The sequence below is a fragment of the Acidovorax sp. M14 genome, from assembly GCF_049331375.1.
GTDB lineage: Bacteria > Pseudomonadota > Gammaproteobacteria > Burkholderiales > Burkholderiaceae_C > Acidovorax.
In genome coordinates this window covers 1797501-1819143 of the sequence record NZ_CP186263.1, presented here as the reverse complement: position 1 = coordinate 1819143, position 21643 = coordinate 1797501, and the positions used below count along the sequence as shown (strand labels likewise).

Annotated in this window: 19 protein-coding genes and 2 rRNA genes (1 of these 21 running past the window's edge); 5 read left to right on the top strand and 16 right to left on the bottom strand. The window is 61.6% G+C overall.

Features of this window, described 5'->3' with window-relative positions; genetic code table 11:
* Positions 1–44: 44 nt before the first annotated feature.
* Positions 45–908, bottom strand: coding sequence for a carbohydrate ABC transporter permease (locus ACOYR4_RS08405; protein ID WP_422849227.1), 864 nt, complete (start codon positions 906–908; stop codon positions 45–47).
* 148 nt (positions 909–1056) lie between these two features.
* Positions 1057–2388: an ABC transporter substrate-binding protein gene (locus tag ACOYR4_RS08400; RefSeq protein WP_209820341.1), complete on the bottom strand. Its 1332-nt coding sequence runs from the start codon at positions 2386–2388 to the stop codon at positions 1057–1059.
* A gap of 443 nt (positions 2389–2831) precedes the next feature.
* On the opposite strand from ACOYR4_RS08400, the gene ACOYR4_RS08395 reads away from it, so the two are divergent.
* Positions 2832–3125 carry a DUF4148 domain-containing protein gene (locus ACOYR4_RS08395; RefSeq protein WP_309823299.1) on the top strand — a complete coding sequence of 98 codons (294 nt, stop codon included), beginning with the start codon at positions 2832–2834 and terminating at the stop codon, positions 3123–3125.
* 102 nt (positions 3126–3227) lie between these two features.
* Here the strand turns inward: ACOYR4_RS08395 and ACOYR4_RS08390 are convergent, their stop codons facing one another.
* The gene (locus ACOYR4_RS08390; protein WP_422849226.1) at positions 3228–3740 is read right to left on the bottom strand and encodes a GNAT family N-acetyltransferase; all 513 of its coding nucleotides are present in this window, start codon (positions 3738–3740) and stop codon (positions 3228–3230) included.
* A 112-nt stretch (positions 3741–3852) separates the two neighbouring features.
* Between ACOYR4_RS08390 and ACOYR4_RS08385 the strand changes: the two genes are divergently transcribed.
* The 4 genes from ACOYR4_RS08385 to xth all read left to right on the top strand — a co-directional run bounded on the left by ACOYR4_RS08385 (position 3853) and on the right by xth (position 6781).
* Positions 3853–4722, top strand: a complete 870-nt coding sequence (locus ACOYR4_RS08385; protein WP_110959107.1) for a thymidylate synthase — start codon at positions 3853–3855, stop codon at positions 4720–4722.
* A gap of 69 nt (positions 4723–4791) precedes the next feature.
* Positions 4792–5400, top strand: coding sequence for a DUF4337 domain-containing protein (locus tag ACOYR4_RS08380; RefSeq protein WP_110959108.1), 609 nt, complete (start codon positions 4792–4794; stop codon positions 5398–5400).
* Between the two features lie 33 nt (positions 5401–5433).
* Positions 5434–5922, top strand: coding sequence for a dihydrofolate reductase (locus ACOYR4_RS08375; RefSeq protein WP_422849225.1), 489 nt, complete (start codon positions 5434–5436; stop codon positions 5920–5922).
* Positions 5923–6001: 79 nt separating this feature from the next.
* Positions 6002–6781, top strand: a complete 780-nt coding sequence (xth, locus tag ACOYR4_RS08370) for an exodeoxyribonuclease III (RefSeq protein WP_015013437.1) — start codon at positions 6002–6004, stop codon at positions 6779–6781.
* A gap of 147 nt (positions 6782–6928) precedes the next feature.
* On the opposite strand, the gene ACOYR4_RS08365 is transcribed toward xth, so the two are convergent.
* From ACOYR4_RS08365 to ACOYR4_RS08305, 13 genes are all read right to left on the bottom strand, one after another.
* A complete protein-coding gene (locus ACOYR4_RS08365; protein ID WP_422849224.1) occupies positions 6929–7876 on the bottom strand; it encodes a ferritin-like domain-containing protein in 948 nt (315 codons plus the stop codon).
* 228 nt (positions 7877–8104) lie between these two features.
* A complete protein-coding gene (gene ntrC, locus ACOYR4_RS08360; RefSeq protein WP_422849223.1) occupies positions 8105–9742 on the bottom strand; it encodes a nitrogen regulation protein NR(I) in 1638 nt (545 codons plus the stop codon).
* 51 nt (positions 9743–9793) lie between these two features.
* The gene (glnL, locus tag ACOYR4_RS08355; RefSeq protein ID WP_043566259.1) at positions 9794–10819 is read right to left on the bottom strand and encodes a nitrogen regulation protein NR(II); all 1026 of its coding nucleotides are present in this window, start codon (positions 10817–10819) and stop codon (positions 9794–9796) included.
* Between the two features lie 81 nt (positions 10820–10900).
* The gene (locus ACOYR4_RS08350) at positions 10901–11428 is read right to left on the bottom strand and encodes a hypothetical protein (RefSeq protein WP_015013433.1); all 528 of its coding nucleotides are present in this window, start codon (positions 11426–11428) and stop codon (positions 10901–10903) included.
* A gap of 220 nt (positions 11429–11648) precedes the next feature.
* Positions 11649–13064: a type I glutamate--ammonia ligase gene (gene glnA, locus ACOYR4_RS08345; RefSeq protein ID WP_015013432.1), complete on the bottom strand. Its 1416-nt coding sequence runs from the start codon at positions 13062–13064 to the stop codon at positions 11649–11651.
* A gap of 172 nt (positions 13065–13236) precedes the next feature.
* On the bottom strand, positions 13237–14058 hold the full coding sequence (locus ACOYR4_RS08340) for a competence/damage-inducible protein A (RefSeq protein ID WP_060985994.1): 822 nt from the start codon (positions 14056–14058) through the stop codon (positions 13237–13239).
* On the bottom strand, positions 14055–15005 hold the full coding sequence (locus tag ACOYR4_RS08335) for an EI24 domain-containing protein (protein WP_422849222.1): 951 nt from the start codon (positions 15003–15005) through the stop codon (positions 14055–14057). The genes ACOYR4_RS08340 and ACOYR4_RS08335 overlap by 4 nt, the downstream gene beginning before the upstream one ends.
* Positions 15006–15040: 35 nt before the next feature.
* Positions 15041–16054, bottom strand: coding sequence for a sterol desaturase family protein (locus ACOYR4_RS08330; protein ID WP_422849221.1), 1014 nt, complete (start codon positions 16052–16054; stop codon positions 15041–15043).
* 97 nt (positions 16055–16151) lie between these two features.
* A complete protein-coding gene (locus tag ACOYR4_RS08325) occupies positions 16152–16832 on the bottom strand; it encodes a polysaccharide deacetylase family protein (RefSeq protein WP_422849220.1) in 681 nt (226 codons plus the stop codon).
* A 164-nt stretch (positions 16833–16996) separates the two neighbouring features.
* The gene (locus tag ACOYR4_RS08320; RefSeq protein WP_422849636.1) at positions 16997–17983 is read right to left on the bottom strand and encodes a YncE family protein; all 987 of its coding nucleotides are present in this window, start codon (positions 17981–17983) and stop codon (positions 16997–16999) included.
* Positions 17984–18252: 269 nt separating this feature from the next.
* Complete coding sequence (locus tag ACOYR4_RS08315) at positions 18253–19005, bottom strand: 16S rRNA pseudouridine(516) synthase (RefSeq protein WP_015013426.1); 753 nt, start codon at positions 19003–19005, stop codon at positions 18253–18255.
* Between the two features lie 104 nt (positions 19006–19109).
* A 5S ribosomal RNA gene (gene rrf, locus ACOYR4_RS08310) occupies positions 19110–19222 on the bottom strand.
* A gap of 154 nt (positions 19223–19376) precedes the next feature.
* Positions 19377–21643: ribosomal RNA gene (locus tag ACOYR4_RS08305) — 23S ribosomal RNA — on the bottom strand; it runs 612 nt beyond the window's last position.

Genomic DNA, 21643 nt, shown 5'->3' with positions numbered 1-21643 from the left:
GGGGAAATTGGGAACGGCGTCGTGCGGTCATAAAAATGCGAGCCTTACTTGTCGAGGTTTTTGCCGACCATGCGGATGAGGAACACGGCCGCGATGTTGGCCAGCACCACCGCAAACAGCGCTCCAGCCGAGGCCACGCCCGCATCAAAATTGAGCAGCGCCTGCTTGAAGATCAAAAAAGTGACGTTGGTGCTGGCATCGCCCGGCCCCCCACCGGTGGTGGTGTAGATCTCGGCAAAGATGCTGAGCAGGAAAATGAGTTCGATCATCACCACCACGGCCACCGAGCGCGCGAGGTGCGGCACGTACAGGTAGCGCAGCTGCTGCAGGTAGTTGGCGCCGTCCATGCGCGAGGCTTCGAGCTGCTCGTGGTTCATGCTCTGCAGCGAGGTCATGAAGATCAGCGTGGCAAAGGGCAGCCATTGCCATGACACCATCACGATGACGGAGAACAGCGGGTAGTCAGTGAGCCAATCGACCGGCTGCGCGCCGAAGAACATCCACACCTGCGCGAGCACGCCGTAGATGGGGTTCATCATCATGTTCTTCCACATCAGCGCGTTCACCGTGGGCATGACGAAGAACGGCGAGATCAGCAGCACCCGGACAATGCCCCGGCCCGCAAACGGCTCGTTGATCAGCAGTGCAATCGCAATGCCAGCCACCACCGTGATGAGGATCACGCTGCCCAGCAGCAGCAGCGTGTTGACCACTGCCGTGGCAAACGAAGGGTCGGTGACGAAATACTCAAAGTTCTCCAGCCCGGCAAAACCGGTCTGGTCCGGCTGCATCAAGTTGTAGCGGATGAGCGAGAAGTAGATCGTCATCACCAGCGGCACGATCATCCACAGGCAGAGCGTGGCCATGGCTGGCGTGAGCAGCAGGCGGGGGAGCAGGCGGCGATTCATGGAGGCCTCAGAAAAAAAAGTCCAGCAGAAATAGGCGTTCAGTCGGCGTCGCGAGCGGGCCGAGGCGGGGTCGCTGTACCGCAGCCGTACTCTCGTACGGCGAGGAACACCGGCCCCGGATCGGCCCGCGCAGTAGCCGAATGAATGCCTATTTGTAGTAGCCGGCCTTTTTCATTTCGCGGTCCGCCGTCACCTGGCTGGCCTTGAGCGCGGCGTCCACCGTTGTCTTGCCTGCCAGGGCTGCACTCATCTGCTGCCCCACCGCAATGCCGATGGCCTGGAACTCAGGAATCGCAGCGAACTGCACACCCACGTACGGACTCTTGGGCAAGGTCGAGTCGGTGGGGTTGGCCGAGTCGATCGCGGTCTTCTCTGCCGCCGCAAAGCGCGCTGCCTTCTGGAACTCGGGCGACGCATACGTGCTCTTGCGCGTGCCGGTCGGCACGTTGGCCCAGCCGTTGGTCTTGGCAACCAGCTGGATGTAGTCCTTGCTGGTGGACCAGGTGATGAACTTCTGCGCGGCTTCCACCTTCTTGGACCCTGCGGGGATCGCCAGATTCCACGACCACAACCAGTTGGCGCCCTTGGGCGTGTTCATGGTGGGCGCCTGGGCAAAGGCCATCTGGTCGGCCACCTTGGACTGCTTGGGGTCGGCCACGAACGACGCGGCGATGGTCGCATCCACCCACATGCCACACTTGCCCGAGTTGGTCAGTGCCAAAATTTCGTTGAAGCTGTTGGCGGACGAACCGGGAGGGCCGTAGTTCTTGAGCAGGTCGACATAGAAGGTGATCGCATCCTTCCAGGGCTTGGACTCGAGCTGCGGTTTCCACTGCATGTCGAACCACTGGCCGCCAAAGGTGTTGACCAGCGTGGTCAAAAAGGCCATGTTGTCGCCCCAGCCCGGCTTGCCGCGCAGGCAGATGCCGTACACGCCGTTCTTGGGGTCGTGGATCTTGGCGGCCAGGTCCTTGATCTGCGGCCAGGTAGGGCGCTCGGGCACCTGCACGCCGGCCTTGTCGGCCAGGTCCTTGCGGTACATGAGCATCGAGCTTTCGCCATAGAACGGCGCGGCAAACAGCTTGCCGTCGATGGACAGGCCATTGCGCACGGCGGGCAGCAGGTCGTCCACGTCGTAGGCGGCGTCGGTTTTCAGCTCCTGCAGCCAGCCCTTCTTGCCCCAGATGGGCGCCTCGTACATGCCGATGGTCATCACGTCAAACTGGCCGCCCTTGGTGGCGATGTCGGTCGTCACGCGCTGGCGCAGCACGCCCTCTTCCAGCGTCACCCACTTGAGCTTGATGTCGGGGTTGGCCTGCTCGAAGTTCTTGCTGAGCTTCTGCATCTCGATCATGTGGCCGTTATTCACGGTGGCAATCACGAGTTCGGTCTGCGCATGCGCAGCGGCGCCGCACAGCGATGCCGCCAGGGCAGCAACGGCCAGGGCCAGGCGGGTGTGTGGACGGGTGGAACGGGGCATCGGAACGTCTCCTGCGTAGTTGGTATGGATCTGCCATTCAACGCCAGTCGGATCGCGGCATTGATGGACTGAACGATACCGATGCTCTGATGCTCAGTTGATACTTTGAAAAGCCATACACATACTAAATTTCGCCAGAATCTCAGGATTTACACCTAGATCCATCAATTGGGTATGTGCATTGCGGGCCCGGGATGCCTGCCTTAGTGCTGAGTTGCCCAGAGCAAATTCCGCACGGTGCACACTTCGTGCGCGCCCACTGTTTCCAAAACTGGAACAGTCAGTTTGCGACTGCGTAGTTTTTCTCTGAAGACCATCGGCGTACAGTTCAACCCATCGATGAGCCGAACCCGCAAGGCGACTCACCGAACCCGGTTCAGGAATGGTTTTTGACCCGGCTTTTTTGAGACGCTTTTTTTTTTAGCTTCAAGGACTTATCAATCATGAACAACACCGCACGTTTCCTCTCCATCGCCGCTGTCGCTGCTTTCGCTTCTTTTGGTGCCCAGGCTGACGAAGCCGATGCTTCGCAATTCGCCACCAAGTTCGAAACCAACCGCACCCGCGCTGAAGTGCAAGCCGAAGCCGCTACCGTGGCTCAAACACGCAGCATCGAACCCGCTGGTTCGCGTGTGGTGACTTACAAGTCCACGGCCGACCGGGCTGCTGTGCGTGCCCAGGCTGCTGAAGCTGTGCGCACCGGCAAGATCCCATCGGGCGAAATCAGCGCTATGTAAGAACGCAGAGCTTCCCGGGGGGTGGCCTCGCACGTTGCTGGCCTGGACCCCGGACTCTGAAAGGGCTCCCACTTGGGAGCCCTTTTTGCGTGGGCAACCGGCTCAGGCCACCAGTGTCTTGAACATCACATGGGCATCGACATAGCCCAGCGTGTGGTGCCTGAAGGCCCTAGGCAACGTGCCCACGATCGCAAAGCCCAGGTGCTGCCACAGCCGCACGGCGCGCACGTTGCTGGCCACCACCAGGTTGAACTGCATGGCCCGAAAGCCCATGGCCACAGCCTGCTGCTGCGAGTGCTCGCACATCAACGACGCCACACCCTGCCCCTGCGCAACCGGCGCCACCACATAGCCGCAGTTGCACACATGGGCGCCCTGCCCAGGCTGATTCGGCTTGATGAAGTAGGTGCCCAGAATCTCCCTGCCCGCACCGAGGGCGACAAAGGTTGCTGCAGGCAGCTCTACCCAGGCTTTGTGGATCTCGGCCTCGCTGCTGTCGGGGGCAAAGGCATACGTGTCTCCCGCCTGGAAGGTCGTGCGCAGGATGGGCCACACGGCGGGCCAGTCGGCAGCCTGGAGGGGGCGGATGGTGACGGGGGTGTCGGAAGTCGTCATGGGAACTGCAGTGGATGGAAGGCGAGTCCCGCATTGTCCCGCTCCGCATAAAATCCGCCGTCGGCAACGGCCACCCCTTGATGGCGGCGCCCCACCCTGAGTGATCCATCCCATGACCCAGCCTTCTGCCGCTCCGGCAGCCTCTGCCCTGCCTGCCCGCCCTGTGCGCTCCCAGTACGAAGACTTCATGCGCCATGTGTTCACGCACGGCGTGGACAAGTCGGACCGCACGGGCACCGGCACCAAGAGCGTTTTCGGTCACCAGATGCGGTTTGACCTGAAGGAAGGTTTTCCGCTGGTCACGACCAAGAAGGTGCACCTCAAGTCCATCATCCAGGAGCTGCTGTGGTTCCTGACCGGCTCCAGCAACAACAACTGGCTGAAAGAGCGCGGCGTGACCATCTGGGACGAATGGGCACGCGAGGACGGCGACCTGGGCCCCGTGTATGGCGTGCAGTGGCGCAGCTGGCCCACACCAGACGGCGGGCACATCGACCAGATCAGCGACGTCATCAAGACATTGAAAACCAACCCTGACTCGCGTCGCATCATCGTGAGCGCCTGGAACGTGGCCGAGCTGCACAAGATGGCGCTGATGCCCTGCCACGCATTCTTTCAGTTCTACGTGGCCCCGGCGCAAGAGCCCGGTGGGCGCGGCACGCTGAGCTGCCAGCTGTACCAGCGCAGCGCCGACATCTTTCTGGGCGTGCCCTTCAACATCGCCAGCTACGCGCTGCTGACCCATATGGTGGCGCAGCAATGCGACCTGGATGTGGGCGATTTCATCTGGACGGGCGGCGACTGCCACATCTACAGCAACCACCACGAACAGGTGCAAACACAGCTGGCACGCACGCCCTACCCCTACCCCGTGCTGAACATCAAGCGCAAGCCGGACAGCATCTTCGACTACGAGTACGAAGACTTTGAGGTGCTGGACTACCAGTGCCACCCGGCCATCAAGGCGCCCGTGGCGGTCTGATCACCGCCCCGGTGCGCCAGCTGCACCCGCCCTGCCTTCCCCCATAACCAATACAACGAGTTTCTATCCATGTCTTCCGGCGGATTCCACGTACACGGCCCCCACGACCACGCGGTCGAACATGCCACCCACGGCCACGATGCTGCACACCACGGCGCGGACCACGGCGGCGGCTCGTCCACCAACAAGATCGCCATGTTCACGGCCATTGTGGCCACGGTGGGCGCCATCTTTGCCTACATGGGCGGCGCCACGCAGGCCAATGCGGGCCTGATGAAGAACGACGCGGCCATCAAGAAGACCGAGGCCTCCAACCAGTGGAATTACTTCCAGTCCAAAAGCACCAAACAAAGCCTGGCCGAGCTGGCACGTGACCTGACCCCGGCCGAGACGGAAAAGGCCAAGTACCAGGCCAAGATCGACCGCTACGAAAAAGAAAAGAACGAGATCAAGACCGTGGCCGAAAAGCTGGAAGCCGACGCCCACGCGTTCGACCAGCAAAGCGAAGCCCAAATGCACCAGCACCACCGCTGGGCCCAGGCCACCACCGCGCTGCAGGTCGCGATCGCCCTGGCCGCCATTGCGCTGCTGACCAAGAAGAAGTGGCTGGAATACGGCATGTACGGCGTGGCCGCCGTGGGCCTGGGCGTGGGCGCGCTGGCGTTCCTGCACATCTGATCCCATCCACCTCCCAAGCACCGAGCGAGCCCTATGCCCCTGCACCTCATATACGCCCGCGCGGCCAACGGCGTCATCGGCAAGGACAACCGCCTGCCCTGGCACATCCCCGAGGACATGGCGCACTTCAAGCAGCTCACGCAGGGCTGCCCGGTGGTCATGGGCCGCAAGACCTGGGACTCTTTACCCCCGCGCTTTCGCCCCCTGCCCGGCCGCACCAACATCGTGGTGACGCGCCAGGGCGACTGGCAGGCCGAGGGTGCGCACCGCGCTGGCAGCCTGGCCGAGGCCCTGGCACTGTGCGACGCGGGCCAGACCGTGTGGATCATCGGTGGCGCGCAGATCTATGCCGAGGCCCTGCCCCTGGCGGACTGCGTGGAGGTGACGGAGATTGCGCAAGACTTTGACGGCGATGCCTATGCCCCCGTGCTGGGCCCAGAATGGGTAGAAACTGCCCGCGAGCACCACGTCAGCACCAATGGACTGCCGTTCAGCTTTGTGACCCGTGTGCGCCGCAGCTGACGGCGCAGCTCCACCACTCTTTTACTCACATTTTGATAGCTGCTAGCGCATGATTCACTAGCGCTACCGGCCAAAAACCATGCAAATTGCCACCTGGAACGTGAACTCCCTGTCGGTGCGCCTGCCCCAGGTGCTGGCCTGGCTGGCCGCCAACCCGGTCGATGCCCTGTGCCTGCAGGAGCTCAAGCTCACCGACGACAAGTTTCCGCACGACGCGCTGAAAGAGGCAGGCTACGAAGCCGTCGCCTTCGGTCAGAAGACGTACAACGGCGTGGCCATCCTGAGCCGCCACCCGTTGCGCGACGTGGTGCGCAACATCCCTGACTTTGGCGACGAGCAGGCCCGCGTCATTGCCGCCACGCTGGACACGCCCACAGGCCCGCTGCGCCTGCTCAACGGCTACTTCGTCAACGGCCAGGAGCCGGGCTCGGAAAAGTTTGCCTACAAGATGCGCTGGCTGCAGGCCCTGCAGGACATGGTGCGCGCCGAGATGGCGGCCCACCCCCGCCTGGTGCTGGTGGGCGACTTCAATGTGGCGCCGGAAGACCGCGACTCGTACGACCCCGAAGGCCTGCGCGAAACCATCCACCACACGACCGAAGAGCGCAACCACTTCCAGGCGCTGCTGGCGTTGGGACTGACCGATGCCTTCCGCATGTTCGAGCAGCCCGAAAAAAGCTATTCGTGGTGGGACTACCGCATGCTGGGCTTCCAGAAAAACCGGGGCCTGCGCATCGATCACATCCTGGTGAGCGAAGCGCTCAAGCCCACAGTGACGGCCTGCGTGGTGGACCGCGCCCCGCGCAAGAACCCGCAGCCCAGCGACCACGCGCCCGTGGTGGTCACGATGAGCGCCTGATGCACCCTTGAGCCGCTCCGCACGCGACGTAAAAAAAGGCTGCCAGAGGAATGCTCTGGCAGCCTTTTTCTTGGGGTCAGCCCTCAGCGCAGCAACCGGCGCCCGGTCAGGCGCGGTATACCCAAGGGTCGCCCTTGGCACCTGGGATCAGGGCCGGGGCGAGAACCCGTCGCGCAGTGCACGCACCTCGTCGTGGTTGCTCTGGGCGCCTTGTGCCTGGCGCTCCACCAGCGCTCGCACATCGGCAGGCAGTGCGGCCTTCAAGGCCTTGCGGTAGCGGGCTACCGCAGCGTCCTCGCCACGTTCGCATTCTTCGAGCACGGCCTTATCGTCCTGGGTGGACAGCGCGGTCTTCACCGACACCCAGCCCCGGTGCAACGCACCTGCCACCGTGCCGCCCTGTGCAGGGTCGCCATTCAGGCGGCGGATCTCATGCTCCAGTTCGACAGCGGCAGCGGCGCATTCACGCGAGTGGCGCTGGAAAATGCCCTTGAGCTGGCCCGACTCGACATGCTCTGCACAGGCATGGAAGCCGTACTCGCCGTCGCGTGCAGACTCCAGCAGGTCATTGAGTACATCGACCACATCTTCGGCGTCGATCACGTCCATGGGGCGGTCGGTGGCAAGCGCAGTGCGGTTGGCGGCGCGCTCCCACGCCGCACGCGTGGCGGGGCGCACATCGGTCCAGGCCAGGCCGTCGCTGCCGTGGCGTGCGCGCCAGTCGTCCGCCAGGCGCGGCTCGATGGCGTCAAAGTCGCCCTCGTAGCGGCCCACGGACGACCAGCCCAGCTCATAGGCCGGACGGTATTGGTCGTACGTGCGGCCGCCCACGTAGTAGGGCTCGCGGTGGTAGGTTTCGCGCCAATAGGCGTCTTCTTCGGTGGGGTTGACGGCCTCGGCAGCCGCCTTGCCAGCCAGGCCGCCGGCCACAGCCCCCGCTACGCCACCAATGGCAGCGCCGACCGGGCCGCCGAAAGCACCGGCAGCAGCGCCGGCTGCAGCGCCACCCAGGGCAGCACCCACGCCCGTTCCGACAGGGTGAGCACCCGGCTCATTGGTCAAAGGGTCACGGTTGGCATCGTTGAAATCCGACATAGGAACATCTCCGGTTGGTTGACAGTGACTTCATTGTTGAAGCCACCTCCGAAGTGCCGGGTCGGCCCAGGGAGGGCCTGCATGTAGGACGTGGCCCGCCATGCAGTGCGATGCGCAGCGCGCATCCGGGCCGGGTTACAGCGATGCCACCAGCGATGTAGTGGCACTTTGCATCGCTATTATTTCAATAGCTGCAGAGGCATGATCAACATGCGCCTGCGGCCATTTTCACGCCTCATCCGGCGCATCCAGGCCCAGCTCCTGGATCTTGCGGGTGATGGTGTTGCGCCCAATGCCCAGACGCTGCGCGGCCTCCATGCGGCGGCCGTGGGTGGCCACCAGGGCCGTACGAATCAGGCGCGACTCAAAGCGCCGCGTGAGCGCGTCCCACACCTCGGGCTGGCCGCCTGCGAGCAGTTTTTGCGCTTCTGTTTCGAGTGCCTGTTCCCAGCTGTGGGCGGCAGCCACAGGGGCTGCCACAGCGTCGGCCGACCAAGACGCAGCGGCCGCAGGTGCAGACGCGGGCACGGGGATCGACACGGGCGCTGCGGGGTGCAGCCCCCCCACCAGCTCGGGTGCAGGCTGCGCCACCGGTGCGACAGGCGCCAGCGGGGCCACCGGCATGGATGTCACCGTCGCTGCCGCAGGCTCGGCACCCGCGGTAGCGCGCACGGGCGGCTGATACACCGGGGCCTCCAGCACCTCGGGGGGCAGGTCTTGCAGCGAGATCACCTGCGCGGGTGCCATCACCGTGAGCCAGTGGCAGATGTTCTCCAGCTGGCGCACATTGCCCGGGAAGGCAAACTGCTCCAGCCGCGCGAGCGCAGAGTCGGCAATGCGCTTGGGCTCCACACCCAGCTGCCGCGCGCTTTGCTGCAGAAAGTGGCGCGTGAGCATGGGCACGTCCTCGTGCCGCTCACGCAGGGCCGGCAGGCGCAGACGGATCACGTTGAGGCGGTGGAACAAGTCTTCGCGGAAGCCACCCTCTTTGACGCGCTGCTCCAGGTTCTGGTGGGTGGCGGCAATCACGCGCACATGGGCCTTGACGGCCGCGTGGCCGCCCACCCGGTAGAACTGGCCGTCAGACAGCACGCGCAGAAGACGCGTCTGCAGGTCAAATGGCATGTCGCCGATTTCATCGAGGAACAGCGTGCCGCCCTCGGCCTGCTCAAAGCGGCCGCGCCGCTGCGTCTGCGCACCGGTGAAGGCGCCGCGCTCGTGGCCGAAGAGTTCGCTCTCCAGCAGGTCCTTGGGGATGGCGGCGGTGTTGATGGCCACAAAGGGGCCGTCCGCCACGGGCGAATGCTTGTGCAGCGCGCGCGCCACCAGTTCCTTGCCCGAGCCGGATTCGCCGGTGATGAGCACCGTGACCTGGCTTTGCGACAGCCGCCCGATGGCGCGGAACACGTCCTGCATGGCGGGCGCCTGGCCCAGCATTTCGGGGGTTGCAGTCTGGCGCTCTTCGGTGACTTCTTCGCGCTGGCTTTCTTCGACCGCGCGGCGGATCAGCTCCACCGCCTTGGGCAGGTCAAAGGGCTTGGGCAGGTATTCGAACGCGCCGCGCTGAAAGGCCGACACCGCGCTGTCAAGGTCGGAGTACGCCGTCATGATGATGACGGGCAGGCCGGGCTGCAGCTCGCGCACCTTCTCCAGCAGTTGCAGGCCCGAGCCTCCGGGCATGCGGATGTCGCTCACCAAGACCTGGGGGCCCTGGCGGGCGGGGTCGCCCGCAGTGACATCGGCCAGTGCGTCCAGCACTTCGCGCGGGTGCGTGAAGCTGCGCGTGGGCAGGTTCTCGCGGGCCAGCGCCTTTTCCAGGACGAAGCGGATCGAGGGGTCGTCATCTACTATCCAGATCGGCTTCATATATTTTTCTTACCTTCCCTGTGGTTGCGTGTCAGGGACCGTCGTGCGCTGTCAAGGCAAGGGGATCAGGATTCGGAAGTCGGTGCGACCCGGTACGCTGTCGCATTCGATCAACCCGTGGTGTCGCTGCACGAAGGTTTGCGCCAACGTCAGCCCCAGCCCTGATCCGCCGTCCCGACCCGACACCAAGGGGTAAAAAATCCGCTCCTTGATGGCATCGGGTACGCCCGGTCCGTTGTCGATGACATGCAATTCCAGTGCCAGCCGATAGCGTTGCCGACCGAACGTGACCTGGCGGGCCACGCGCGTGCGCAGTGTGATCACGGCATCGCCCTTGGCAATGCGCTCTGACAGCGCCTGGGCCGCGTTCTGTACGATGTTCAGCACCGCCTGAATGAGCTGCGCACGGTCCCCACGAAACTCGGGGATGGAGGTGTCGTAGTCGCGCTGTACCTTGAGGCCCTGCGGGTATTCGACCAGCACGAGCGAGCGCACCCGCTCGCACACCTCGTGGATGTTCACGTCGCCCACCAGATGCGGATGGCGGTGGGGAGCTAGCAACCGGTCCACCAGGCTTTGCAGGCGGTCAGCCTCGTGGATGATGACCTGGGTGTACTCGGTGAGCTCGCGGTTGTCGAGTTCCATCTCCAGCAGTTGCGCCGCGCCCCGAATGCCGCCCAGCGGGTTCTTGATCTCGTGGGCCAGGTTGCGGATCAGCTCCTTGTTGGCCTGGGCCTGGTCGCGCAGGCGCTCTTCGCGGTCTTGGCGGGCCTGCTGCTCCAGCGGCCACAGCTCTACCAGGATTTCGCCCACCTGTTCAGCATCGGCCACATTGACATGCACGGGCACCGGGTCCTGGTGCAGGCGTTTCAGGCTGGCCTCGTAGCGCAGCGCGGCAAAGTCTTTGCCCCGGGCGCCCGCCAGGGCGGTCTGCAGCAATGCGGGGTCGGTGAAGAAGGTGGAAAAGTCCGCCCCTTCCAGGGTGCGGCGCGACAGGCCCAGCGTGTTTTCCAGGGCGGCGTTGGCAAACTGCACGGCACCATCATCCGCACGCAGCACCGCCACCAGGGTGGACATCAGGTCCAGGGAATGAAAACGCCCGGTGTCAGTGCCGGGCAGGTCGGAAAAGGAAGGGGCACTCACGCGCTGTCGCCGTGGTCAGTTGGTGGGCGCTGCGGGCGCGGGCAGGCGGGCAATCTCGCGCTTGATCCCCGCAATGTCGCTCTCGCTGCGGGCCAGGCTGGCCTTGAGTTCGGCCGTGCGCTCGGTGTAGCGCTGGGGGTTGCGCAGATCGAGCGCGTTGCGCTCGGGGGCGCCGTTGTTGTATTCCTTGAGCAGTTCGGCATGGCGCGTTTCCGCCTTGCGCAGCTCGGACTCCAGAATGGCGCGAGCATCCGAGTCGCGGGACTTTTGCTCGTTGTTGCTGACGCGCGGAGCGTTGGCGGGCGAGGTCGCAGACGACGGGGCTGCTGCACCACCGCCACCGGCGGCAGGGGCTGCGGCAGACGCTGGGCGGGTGCCTTGCACCACGGTGACATTGCCCCCTTCGACCAGCTTGCAGCCACGCTCCTTGGCCTGCTGCGCGTTATTGGTGTATTCGTTGCCGCAACGGTAGATGCGGTCTTGCGCCTGGACTGCGGGAACGGCGGCGGCGATGAGAAGCAGGGTGATGAGCGTTTTTTTCATTCGGTTTCCTCGCACAGACATGCAGGGGTCGGGGGAGTATCCCCCAATCACCCCACATCTCCAATCCAACAAAGACAGACCCTTGCAGGGCTGTGTATACGGATGCAACACCTGACGCCTTGGTTCCACCGCGTGCACTCAGCGCGCCCGCCCGCTTCGCCCGCCCATGAAAAAAGGCGGCTTGCGCCGCCTTTTTGAGCCATGGTCTGCAAGCAGACGATTACAGCGAGTAGTACATGTCGTACTCGACAGGGTGCACGGCCATGCGGAAGCGGGTCACTTCGTTCATCTTCAGATCGATGTAGGCGTCGATCATGCTGTCGGTGAACACGCCACCCTTGGTCAGGAACGCGCGGTCCTTGTCCAAGTGCTCCAGGGCTTGGTCCAGGCTGTGGCACACGGTGGGCACCAGCTTGTCTTCTTCTGGAGGCAGGTGGTACAGGTCCTTCGTGGCGGCTTCGCCCGGATGGATCTTGTTTTCCACGCCGTCCAGACCGGCCATCAGCAGTGCAGCGAAGCCCAGGTAGGGGTTCATCAGTGGATCGGGGAAGCGGGCTTCCACGCGACGGCCCTTGGGGTTGGCCACATAAGGAATGCGGATCGAGGCAGAACGGTTCTTGGCCGAGTAGGCCAGCTTCACCGGGGCTTCGAAGTGAGGCACCAGGCGCTTGTAGCTGTTGGTGCCGGGGTTGGTGATGGCGTTCAGGGCACGAGCGTGCTTGATGATGCCGCCGATGTAGTAGAGCGCGAAGTCCGACAGACCGGCATAGCCGTCGCCAGCGAACAGGTTCTTACCGTCCTTCCACACGGACTGGTGCACGTGCATGCCGGAGCCATTGTCGCCGTGGTAAGGCTTGGGCATGAACGTGGCGGTCTTGCCGTAGGCGTTGGCCACGTTGTGGATCACGTACTTTTGCAGGATGGTCCAGTCGGCGCGCTCGACCAGCGTGCTGAACTTGGTGCCGATTTCGTTCTGGCCAGCGCCCGCCACTTCGTGGTGGAACACTTCGACCGGGATGCCCAGGGATTCGAGGATCAGGGACATCTCGGCGCGCATGTCTTGCGTGCTGTCAACGGGAGGCACTGGGAAGTAGCCGCCCTTGACGGTGGGACGGTGGCCGCGGTTGCCGCCTTCGAGCTTGGCGCCGGTGTTCCAGGGGGCTTCGTACTCTTCGATTTCGTAGAAGGTGTTGTTGGGCTCGGTGCTCCAGCGCACGCCGTCGAAGATGAAGAATTCTGGCTCGGGACCGAAGTAGGCGGTGTCACCCAGGCCGGAGGCCTTCAGGTAGGCTTCAGCGCGCTTGGCGATGGAGCGTGGGTCGCGGTCATAGGCCTTGCCGTCGGCGGGCTCGATCACGTCGCAGGTCAGGATCAGCGTCGTTTCTTCGAAGAAAGGATCGATGTTGGCCGTGCTCGGGTCGGGGATCAGCTGCATGTCGGAGGCTTCGATGCCCTTCCAACCGGCAATCGACGAGCCGTCAAAGGCGTGGCCCGAAGTGAACTTGTCTTCGTCGAAGTGAGAGACGGGCACCGTGGTGTGCTGTTGTTTGCCACGGGTATCGGTGAAACGGAAGTCAACGAACTTGACTTCGTTCTCCTTCACCATCTTCATCACGTCTGCAACGGTCTTGGCCATCAGGTTCTCCTGGATAAAGCGCTTGTTGAAAAAAGAGTTTGCTGAAACAAAAGCAGTTTGCGTGCCAGCCGAGTGCAGCACCGCACTATGAAGGAGCGCTACTGGCAGCAGGTCGGCGTGGCATACGCCCAAAAGCACCAATACGGTGCAATCCATCTTTCTAATCTGGGTCTCAGAGGTTGCGCACCAATTCAGGGCCACAATTTGCACCAAATTCGTGCAAACCTGTTTTTAGTGCCTGCCATGCTGCGGGCACGGAAGACGCTGGCCCTTTGACACCCAGTTCGATATGCCGCCCGTATTGTGGATGATCTACGCTGGGCAAACTGAACACCCGCACATCAGGGTGCGATTTTTCAATCTGCTCCATGAGGGGCGTCAACGATGCCTCCATCGCGCCAAAGACCACCACTGACTGCTCGGTCTGCGGCGCGCGGTTGAAATGGGCTGCGTAATGGTGCTCCAGCACCCACTCGATCATGGGCCAGGCCATCACAGGGAACCCAGGAACGAAGTGCACGGATCCACCGCCAGGCCCGTCGCAGCTGAAGCCGGGGATCTTGTTGTAAGGATTGGGGATGATGCGCGCGCCCACCGGGAACATGCCCATGTTGAGGCGGTGCACGTTGTCAGAGCGATCAGGCTCGTAGGGCACGCCCTGCTCTCGCGCCACATCCTGCATGCGTTCGCGGATCAGCGCCTCGGCCTCTGGGTGCAGTGCCAGATCCTGGCCCAGGGCTCGTCCAGCGCACTGCCGCGTGTGGTCGTCAGGCGTTGCACCAATGCCACCACACGAGAACACAACATCGGCCGACGCGAACGCCCGCTGCAAGGTGGCTGTGATCCGGTCCGGGCTGTCCCCCACATAGTCGGCGTAGGCCAGGGACAGGCCGCGTGCCGACAACAGTTCGATCACCTTGGGCATGTGCTTGTCGGCACGTTTGCCTGACAAGATCTCGTCGCCCACGATGATGAGGCCGAAGGTAGGTGTCATGGTGCGTTGTCTCCAGAGGGCGAAATGGCAGGGGGTGGTAGCACGGCCGCAGCAGGGGCCGCAGTTTCCAGCGCCGGCGTGTCAGCATGGCGTGGGGTCAATGCAGACGAGGCCGACGAAGGGGCGGGCTCGGCCATGGGCATATTCGTCCCCCGCTCGGCCCGCAAGCGTTGCAAGGCGGCCAGGCCATAGTGCGTGAACCACAGCGAGGAAAACGCGAACACCAGGGTGTAGATCCAGATCGCCAGTGGCACCAGCACAAAAAACGCGGCGGCAAACACCACACCCGATGCCCACACGATGCTGGGTGCCGCCCCCAGGTAACCCGTGACGATGCCAATACCCAGCAGGCTGCTGCGATGGCGCCGGAAGATCTCCTGGCGCTCCTCCTTGCTGGCGTGGTCCGCCAGCGCATCAAACACCATCACCCGGTAAGTCAGCCACCCCCAGATCAAGGGCGGCAGAACGAGCACCAGCGGCGGAACCAGCCACAGCGGAACCGAAACCACCAGCGCCACGAGCGCCAGCACCGTGGAGCCCACGGACCAGGCAACACTCGCGATGAAAGACCCGCCTTTTTTGCGCTCCAGGTCCGGAAAACGCCGGGCAGCCACCAAGGCCACCAGGGCAGGCGTCATCAGCACCGCCACGGCCAGCAGCGACACCACCACCAGCACAGGGGCCACAGCCAGCACCACCATCAGCGGCGCCATGACGGCCGTCACATCCCCCAGACCCCAGCCCTGGAGCCAGCCCCATACGCTGGCCAGCAACGAGGAGGCGTCGAGCAAGGTGCGCATCGCCTGCACTGCTGCGTCCCAGTAAAAGTGACCCAGGCCCATCGCCAATACGGCCATCAAGACCAGGGGCAGGAGCGACAGCGCGATCACGCGCGGACGCAGACAGTAGGCGGCGGCACGCCAGAAAGAATCAAGCAGTAATCCCATGGCGGCAAGCATACAGGCAGCGCCCGCCGGGCCGCTCACGCCTTGCCCAGCAACCTCAGTACGCCCCGCCATTGCTGGGACCAGAAGCCTCTACCGTAGTCGCGCACCCGGCCATCAGGCCCCGGCTCCACCTGGTCGCGCACGCCGGTCGGGTCAAACCGCTTTTCGAAGTTGGCCGTGCCCATCAGCATGTCCCACCAAGGCAGAAGCACCCCGAAGTTATGCCCGCCGAGCACCACGCGCGGTGGGGTTGCGGGTTGGCCCGATGTCGCCTCAGTCGAGGGCTTGACCGTCTCGTGGCCAATGCCAATGCTGTGGTGCCGGCGGTGAAACCGGGGGCTGATCCAGAGCCGCTCCCCCACCTGACCAAACCACAGCCGCACGTTGGCGTGCTGAAAGCTCTCGCTGAGCTGGGTGATGGCCACGATGGCAATGAACTGCCCCGGCGCAACACCAATCAGCTGCGCCACCGTCACCAGAATCACGTCGCGCAGCAGGTCATCGAGCAGGTGGTTGCGGTTGTCGCTCCACATCGTCATCTGCTGCTGTGCATGGTGCAGCGAATGCAGGCGCCACCACCACTCAAAGTGATGCTGCCCCCGGTGGATCCAGTAGTCCACAAAATCGAACACCACCAGATAAAGCAGCAAGCTGACCCAGGAGATGTCCGTCACACCCGGCCAGAGGCCATCGAGCTGGAACGTGCTGACACCCGCCACACGCAAGGCACCAAACAGTGAATCCGCCAGCGGATCCACCGTGAAAAACAGCGCCAGCCGGAACAATCCCAGCCGGTGAATCAGGGTGTAGAGGATGTCAGTGCGAATGGTGGCGCGGTCATTGATCTGCTCCACCGGCCACCAGCGCTGCATGGGGCCAATCACAGCCACGATGACCACCAGCTGCAGCAATCCCACCAGCAGCCAGCCGGATGCCTCATAGCCGTTCTCCAGCAGGCTGGCCAGCCCTGTGGTGAACATCATCGGCTGCAGCACGCTCTCAAAAAGCCATTGCTGCACGCTGTCAAATACGCCGCCTAGCCATCCCATCGTGTTGCGCTCCCTGGCACCCGTTTATTCATGCACCCATCCGGCAACTGCGCCCTGCGCCACTGCATCCATGGTCACACTGGCCCCCACAGCCCCTCTAGCGAACCTGAGCCACTGCGGCTGCATAGTCCGGATGGTCCCGCAGGGTGCGAAAGCAAAACCCTCGCTGCTTGAGCCCTTCAATCAAAGGCTCCAGCACGGCGGGCGCCCAGGCGTCCTTGCGCGACCAGATCCCCAGGTGAGCCAGCAGAATGTCGCCACTGTGCACATCGCGCAGCGCCTTGTTCAGCAACGCGGTGTTGCTGGCCGTCTCACTGGGCAGCTCATCGCCCAAAAAGCCGGCGGGCGACCAACCCACATGCGCGTAGCCACAGGCCTTCGCGCTGGCAATCAATTGTGCAGAGGTCTTGCCACCCGGCGCGCGGAACAGGGGCAAAGGCGTTTTGCCGGTAATGGCCTTCAAACGATCCGCTGCGTGGGTGATTTCTTCGCAGTATTCAGCCGCCGACATCACAAAACTCTGCCCCTCACGCGGTCCCGCCGAGGGGCGAACCCGAAACGCCGGGTGTTGTGCGTTGCCAGCATCGGTGCGCCAGTACGTGTGGTTCCAGGTATGGGAGGCAAACTCATGCCCCTCCGCAGCGCGTGCACGCCACCACGGAGCCCAATGGTCTCCCAGGCTTCCATCGCCTTCCTTCGTGCGCTCGTTGGCGGCAAAGAAGGTCACGTGCACCTGCTGGCGTTTGAGGACCTCCGCCACCAAGGGCGCCACTTCCATGTGGCCCGTATCAAAGGTCAGGTAGAGAGGCTTTTTGCAGTCATTTTGCGCAGTAGCGCTAGTGAAACATGACCAAGCAGCTATCAATACAATAGCATTGCGGCGCCTGCCGTGAGGTACACGAAGAGCGCTGAGAAACATACCTCTGACCGGCTGTGCAACGCTCAACGCGGTGCGTGCTGCAAGGTCCAAACACCGTGGGGCGATTTACCCACGTTGACCTGACGCACCACCTTCTTGGCCTGGGTGTCCACCACGGACAGCTTCCTTGCCCAACGCGAACTGACGTAGATGTAGCGTCCGTCCGCCGAAACATCCATGCAATCAGGTCCGCCAGGCACAGGGTACGACTCGACGACCTGCTGGGTGTTCATATCGATCTTGCTGATCGAATTGGCTACGCGATTGCTCACATACAGATGGCGCCCGTCGCCAGCGGCACGAAAGGCGTGCGCACCGTTGCCTGTTTTGATCCGCTTGACGCTGACTGCTTCACGCCCGGAGATATCGAACACCTCCACGCTGTCACCGCCCGTGAGGCCCACAAACAGATGTTTGCCATCGGGACTGCCGTAGACATCCGCAGGCATGGGGCCTGTTTTGACGCGCCATTTGATGGTCTGAGTGGCAATGTCAATCGCCACCAGTTCGTCACTGTCCTGCATGGTCGAGTAGACGGTGGTGCTGCGGCTATCGATCCACAGATGGCTGGGCGTGCGGGAGGTGGCCACACGCTGCACCAGCGTCAAGTCCTTGCCATCCCAGCGGTAAAAATCCACATGGTTCAGGCGGTTAGCGGCCGTGATGAACCATTTCATGTCCGGGCTGAAGCGCAGGTGGTAGGGGTCCACAATGCCACGCACCGTACGCTGCACCTCGGCGGTACGAGGGTCCACAAAAGTCAGGGTATCGCCGAGCGCGTTGGCCACGATGATCGATTTTTCATCGGGCGTCAGGTACAGATGGTGCGGCTCTTTGCCTGTCGGTATGCGGGCCGTCTCAGTCCAAGTCACCGGGTCGATGACGCTGACGTTGGCCTCCAGCGAATTGAGCACAAAAAGAGGCGGCGCACCCGATGCGACACTGGCAACGGAATACCACAACCCACCGAGGGCCACAACGCAGGTGCGTGCAATCGAGAGAATCTTCACAAAACCACTTTCAACACAGCCTTGGAGTGTAGCGCTGCACCTGCCGCGGTCTTGAGCGACAACACGTAACATCAGGGTGATCGTGCACTCTTTGACCAAAGTCATGTCGGCACTGGAACGAGCAAGGATGCCGGGTGCGCTGAGAGATGACGTCGCACTACACCAGGAGGGCCGAATTCGCTTGGATGGCCGGACCTTCAAGGATAGGAGCACCATGTATCGGCCGCAGGCTTGGCGCCAAACAATGACGGCTACCCCCGAAGAAAGACTCAAGCGTTGCTGTTCAAAAGCTCAAGATCCGACGCACTGAGCCATCGCCATTGCCCGGGCGCCAAATCAGCCGGCAAGTCCATGCCTCCAATGCGAGAGCGGTGCAGCCCTTCCACCCTGTTACCAACAGCTGCAATCATCCGTTTGACCTGGTGGTACTTACCTTCGGTCAGTGTCATATCCAAGCGATGGGTGTCCACCATGGTGCAATGTGCTGCACGCACTGGCTTGGGGTCGTCGTCCAGAACAACTCCTGCCAACAGTTTCGACACCTGCGCCTCATCCACAGGGTGTTTGGTCGTGACTTGATAGACCTTCGGCACATGCTTCTTGGGCGAACTCAAGCGGTGGATGAACTGCCCGTCATCGCTCAGTAGCAGCATGCCGGTGGTGTCCTGATCAAGACGCCCCACCGCCTGCACGCCTTGCACGGCACTCTTTGTGGGCCGCTGGCGCAACGGCGGAGGCAATAGCGTGTAGATGCTGGGATAGGTAGAAGGCTTTTGAGAGCACTCCGTACCGGCGGGCTTATGCAGCAGTACGTAAGCCTTGGCGTGGAAAGGCCAGTCCACCCCTTGCACGCGAAGCAGCAGCCCTTCGGGTTCGAAATCGGCCGTTGCCTCCGTGCAAAGCACGTAGTCCGAATTGGGCAACGACGCATCACACACCGAAACCCATCCCTGCTGAATCAGCCCCGCGCAGACACGTCGCGTACCAAAGCCCTGGGAATAGAGAATGTCTTGCAGTTGCATGGCCAATAGTTGCAGAAGATGCGGGGACAGCGGTGATTAACTTCCGCCTTTCCAAAGCAAAAAACCCCAGTCTTTATGAGACTGGGGTTTTCTGGGCTGTAAGAGCCTGACGATGACCTACTTTCACACGGGAACCCGCACTATCATCGGCGCAAAGTCGTTTCACTGTCCTGTTCGGGATGGGAAGGAGTGGGACCAACTTGCTATGGTCATCAGGCATAACTTGTTGTCGTGCTGCTTTTGTGGCAACACAACGAATTCATAGAGTCTGGAATCAGATTTTGTGTCTTTTGACTGCGTCTAACTTGGCATAACAGACTTTGAGCTTTTCACACAACCATTGTGGTGTGCGTGTTGGCTATCAAAGTTATAGGGTCAAGCCGCACGAGCAATTAGTACTGGTTAGCTTAACGCATTACTGCGCTTCCACACCCAGCCTATCAACGTCCTGGTCTTGAACGACTCTTTAGGGGGCTCAAGGCCCCGGCAGATCTCATCTTGAAACGAGTTTCCCGCTTAGATGCTTTCAGCGGTTATCTCTTCCACACTTAGCTACTCGGCAATGCCACTGGCGTGACAACCGATACACCAGAGGTGTGTCCACTCCGGTCCTCTCGTACTAGGAGCAGGCTTCCTCAAATCTGCAGCGCCCACGGAAGATAGGGACCAAACTGTCTCACGACGTTTTAAACCCAGCTCACGTACCTCTTTAAATGGCGAACAGCCATACCCTTGGGACCGGCTACAGCCCCAGGATGAGATGAGCCGACATCGAGGTGCCAAACACCGCCGTCGATATGAACTCTTGGGCGGTATCAGCCTGTTATCCCCAGAGTACCTTTTATCCGTTGAGCGATGGCCCTTCCATACAGAACCACCGGATCACTATGTCCTGCTTTCGCATCTGCTCGACTTGTCAGTCTCGCAGTTAAGCACGCTTATGCCATTGCACTATCGTCACGATGTCCGACCGTAACTAGCGTACCTTCGAACTCCTCCGTTACGCTTTGGGAGGAGACCGCCCCAGTCAAACTGCCTACCATGCACTGTCCCCGATCCAGATAATGGACCTAGGTTAGAACCTCAAACACACCAGGGTGGTATTTCAACGTTGGCTCCATGAGAACTAGCGTCCTCACTTCAAAGCCTCCCACCTATCCTACACAGATCTGTTCAAAGTCCAATACAAAGCTACAGTAAAGGTTCATGGGGTCTTTCCGTCTTTCCGCGGGGAGATTGCATCATCACAAACATTTCAACTTCGCTGAGTCTCAGGAGGAGACAGTGTGGCCATCGTTACGCCATTCGTGCAGGTCGGAACTTACCCGACAAGGAATTTCGCTACCTTAGGACCGTTATAGTTACGGCCGCCGTTTACTGGGACTTCAATCAAGAGCTTGCACCCCATCATTTAATCTTCCAGCACCGGGCAGGCGTCACACCCTATACGTCCACTTTCGTGTTTGCAGAGTGCTGTGTTTTTATTAAACAGTCGCAGCCACCGATTTTTTGCAACCCCGTTGGGCTCCCTCTGTACGAGTTCACCTACTTGGGGCATACCTTCTCCCGAAGTTACGGTATCAATTTGCCGAGTTCCTTCTCCTGAGTTCTCTCAAGCGCCTTAGAATACTCATCTCGCGCACCAGTGTCGGTTTGCGGTACGGTCGTCAATAGCTGAAGCTTAGTGGCTTTTCCTGGAAGCAGGGTATCACTCACTTCGTCTGCAAGCAGACTCGTTATCACCCCTCATCTAAGCCCGGCGGATTTGCCTACCAGGCACGACTACAGGCTTGAACCAACATATCCAACAGTTGGCTGAGCTAACCTTCTCCGTCCCCACATCGCACTATTGATCGGTACAGGAATATTGACCTGTTTCCCATCAGCTACGCATCTCTGCCTCGCCTTAGGGGCCGACTCACTCTACGCCGATGAACGTTGCGTAGAAAACCTTGCGCTTACGGCGAGGGGGCTTTTCACCCCCTTTAACGCTACTCATGTCAGCATTCGCACTTCTGATACCTCCAGCATCCGTTACCAGACACCTTCACAGGCCTACAGAACGCTCTCCTACCACTTGCAATAAATTGCAAATCCGCAGCTTCGGTAACTGGCTTAGCCCCGTTACATCTTCCGCGCAGGACGACTCGATCAGTGAGCTATTACGCTTTCTTTAAATGATGGCTGCTTCTAAGCCAACATCCTGACTGTTTTAGCCTTCCCACTTCGTTTCCCACTTAGCCAATTTTAGGGACCTTAGCTGGCGGTCTGGGTTGTTTCCCTCTTGAGTCCGGACGTTAGCACCCGGTGCTCTGTCTCCCAAGCTGTACTCTGCGGTATTCGGAGTTTGCATAGGTTTGGTAAGTCGCCATGACCCCCTAGCCTAAACAGTGCTCTACCCCCGCAGGTAATACTTGAGGCACTACCTAAATAGTTTTCGGAGAGAACCAGCTATTTCCAAGTTTGTTTAGCCTTTCACCCCTATCCACAGCTCATCCCCTAGTTTTGCAACACTAGTGGGTTCGGACCTCCAGTACCTGTTACGGCACCTTCATCCTGGCCATGGATAGATCACTTGGTTTCGGGTCTACACCCAGCGACTGATTCGCCCTATTCGGACTCGATTTCTCTACGGCTT

Bases quoted from the DNA above. Each gene is read 5' to 3' on its own strand.
- ACOYR4_RS08315 (WP_015013426.1), bottom strand. From the start codon at position 19,005: ATGCAACTGCAAGACATTCTCTATTCCCAGGGCTTTGGTACGCGACGT.
- ACOYR4_RS08385 (WP_110959107.1), top strand. From the start codon at position 3,853: ATGACCCAGCCTTCTGCCGCTCCGGCAGCCTCTGCCCTGCCTGCCCGC.
- ntrC (WP_422849223.1), bottom strand. From the start codon at position 9,742: ATGAAGCCGATCTGGATAGTAGATGACGACCCCTCGATCCGCTTCGTC.
- glnA (WP_015013432.1), bottom strand. From the start codon at position 13,064: ATGGCCAAGACCGTTGCAGACGTGATGAAGATGGTGAAGGAGAACGAA.
- ACOYR4_RS08380 (WP_110959108.1), top strand. From the start codon at position 4,792: ATGTCTTCCGGCGGATTCCACGTACACGGCCCCCACGACCACGCGGTC.
- glnL (WP_043566259.1), bottom strand. From the start codon at position 10,819: ATGTCCACCCTGGTGGCGGTGCTGCGTGCGGATGATGGTGCCGTGCAG.
- ACOYR4_RS08400 (WP_209820341.1), bottom strand. From the start codon at position 2,388: ATGCCCCGTTCCACCCGTCCACACACCCGCCTGGCCCTGGCCGTTGCT.
- ACOYR4_RS08335 (WP_422849222.1), bottom strand. From the start codon at position 15,005: ATGGGATTACTGCTTGATTCTTTCTGGCGTGCCGCCGCCTACTGTCTG.
- ACOYR4_RS08375 (WP_422849225.1), top strand. From the start codon at position 5,434: ATGCCCCTGCACCTCATATACGCCCGCGCGGCCAACGGCGTCATCGGC.
- ACOYR4_RS08350 (WP_015013433.1), bottom strand. From the start codon at position 11,428: ATGAAAAAAACGCTCATCACCCTGCTTCTCATCGCCGCCGCCGTTCCC.
- ACOYR4_RS08330 (WP_422849221.1), bottom strand. From the start codon at position 16,054: ATGGGATGGCTAGGCGGCGTATTTGACAGCGTGCAGCAATGGCTTTTT.
- ACOYR4_RS08395 (WP_309823299.1), top strand. From the start codon at position 2,832: ATGAACAACACCGCACGTTTCCTCTCCATCGCCGCTGTCGCTGCTTTC.
- xth (WP_015013437.1), top strand. From the start codon at position 6,002: ATGCAAATTGCCACCTGGAACGTGAACTCCCTGTCGGTGCGCCTGCCC.
- ACOYR4_RS08340 (WP_060985994.1), bottom strand. From the start codon at position 14,058: ATGACACCTACCTTCGGCCTCATCATCGTGGGCGACGAGATCTTGTCA.
- ACOYR4_RS08390 (WP_422849226.1), bottom strand. From the start codon at position 3,740: ATGACGACTTCCGACACCCCCGTCACCATCCGCCCCCTCCAGGCTGCC.
- ACOYR4_RS08325 (WP_422849220.1), bottom strand. From the start codon at position 16,832: ATGGAAGTGGCGCCCTTGGTGGCGGAGGTCCTCAAACGCCAGCAGGTG.
- ACOYR4_RS08365 (WP_422849224.1), bottom strand. From the start codon at position 7,876: ATGTCGGATTTCAACGATGCCAACCGTGACCCTTTGACCAATGAGCCG.
- ACOYR4_RS08405 (WP_422849227.1), bottom strand. From the start codon at position 908: ATGAATCGCCGCCTGCTCCCCCGCCTGCTGCTCACGCCAGCCATGGCC.